The organism is Streptomyces sp. NPDC055078 (assembly GCF_053607985.1).
Genome location: NZ_JBSGUP010000496.1, coordinates 4288 through 6167, shown reverse-complemented (window position 1 = coordinate 6167; position 1880 = coordinate 4288). Strand labels below are relative to the sequence as shown.

The 1880-nt window shown below is 70.7% G+C and carries 2 protein-coding genes; both read right to left on the bottom strand.

The window, feature by feature from the left end:
* Positions 1-89: 89 nt before the first annotated feature.
* Positions 90-572 (bottom strand): acyl-CoA thioesterase, encoded by a 483-nt coding sequence (locus tag ACWF94_RS30285; protein ID WP_453495522.1) that lies wholly within the window; start codon positions 570-572, stop codon positions 90-92.
* Positions 573-731: 159 nt separating this feature from the next.
* Positions 732-1880: acyl-CoA dehydrogenase family protein (locus ACWF94_RS30280; RefSeq protein WP_453495519.1), on the bottom strand; the 1149-nt coding region annotated here is incomplete at its 5' end.

Sequence of the window (1880 nt, the reverse complement as noted above, 5' to 3'; positions counted from 1 at the left end):
CCACCACACCGCGGCGGAGTCGCACCGCGGCGGCGGCTCGGCTGAGCGGGGGGCTCGGGCCAAGCGGCGGCGCGGCCGAGCGGGGGCTGTCAGGCGGCCGGCCGGGGAGCGCCGACCCGGTCGCGGAAGGCGGGCCGGGGACCGGGATACCGGGTGAAGACCTCCCGGCTGGCCTCGTCCATCGGCCACGGCCGTCCGGTGTCGCATGCCACCAGGACCGCGCTGGACTCGGCGACGACCGCCGGAGCGTCATGGCCGTCCTCGTGGATCGCGGCGGCCAGCGCCAGGCTGCTGCGTCCCAGTTCGGGTATCCACATCCGCACCTGGAGGGAGCGGACGGGGTGCCAGACCTCGCGCCGGTACTCCACGAGGTGCTGGCCGATGACCATCCGGGCACGGCCGCCGAGCACCTCCAGAATGCCGCCCTGGTGCCGTTTCTCCCCCGGCAGGTCGGCCCCGAAGAGCAGGCTGCGCGCCTCGTCCAGCAGCCGCAGGTAGGCGACGTTGTTCACATGGCCGCTCGGCCCGAGGTCGGAGACCCGGACATCGAGATCGACGACGAGTTCAGACATGAGCATCTCTCCGGGAACTGTCTCCGGCAGGGGCCGGGACCTGGTCGTGCGGGCGGGGGGCACACCCCGCGGATGGCCGTCCGGACTCCGTACGGAACGCGTCCTGGCCGGTCAGCAGCCTACCGGCGGCCAATCCGGAGAAAGGGGGGCCCGGGAGTCTCACAAGCCCATGTCCTTGGCGATGATGCTCTTCATGACCTCGCTGGTGCCTCCGTAGATGCGGGACACCCGGGTGTCGGCGTAGAGGCGGGCAATGGGGTATTCGGTCATATAGCCGTAGCCGCCGTGCAGCTGGAGACACTTGTCGATGACCCTGCCGGCGGCCTCGGTGCAGAAGAGTTTGATCCGCGCGGCGTCCGCCGCCGTCAGCTCGCGGGCGTCCTCCAGCTCCATGCCCCGGTCGGCCATGGCCTGAGCGGCGGCGACCTCGGTCTCGCACTCGGCGAGCACGAACTTGGTGTTCTGGAAGGCGGCCACCGGCCTGCCGAAGACGGTGCGGTCCTTGACGTACCGCGCGGCGAACCGGATCGCCGCCGCGCCCGAGGCGACGGCGTTGACCGCGATGGAGAGCCGCTCGCGCGGCAGATTCCGGCCCAGATAGGAGAAGCCATCGCCGACCTCTCCGAGGACGTTCTCCACCGGGACCTCGACATCGGTGAAGTGCAGCTCGGAGGTGTCGCGGGCGTGCAGGCCGATCTTTTCGAGCCGCTTGCCGTAGCTGAACCCCTCGCTGTCGGTCGGGACGACCAGCAGGGTCAGTCCGGCCCGGCGGTCCTCGGGCGTGGCGGGGGAGGTACGGGCCACGACGATGCACAGCTCGGAGTTGAGCGCCCCGGTGATGAAGGTCTTGGAGCCGTTGAGGACGTAGTGGGCGCCGTCCTGCGACAGCTCGGCCTTGGTCCGGATGCCCGCCAGGTCGGAGCCGCTGCCCGGCTCGGTCATGGCGATGCACAGACAGATCTCGCCCGAGGCCACCCCCGGCAGCCAGCGCTTCTTCTGATCCTCGGTGGCCAGGCTCAGCAGATACGGCAGGGCGATGCTGGTGTTGATGGTGTAGTGGGCGAACGAGACACCGGCCGCCGCGGCGGTCTCCTCGGCGATGATCGCCTCGTACATGAAGCTGGTCTCGCCCGGGCCGCCGTACTCCTCGGGAATGCCGAAGCCCAGTACCCCGAGCGCACCGAGCCGGTGGAACAGCTCCCGTGGCGTACGGCGGGCGGCCTCCCACTCGGCGAAGTACGGCGTCACCTCCCGGGCGACGAAGTCGCGGACCACGGAGCGGAACGCCTCGTGCTCCTCGGTGTAGAC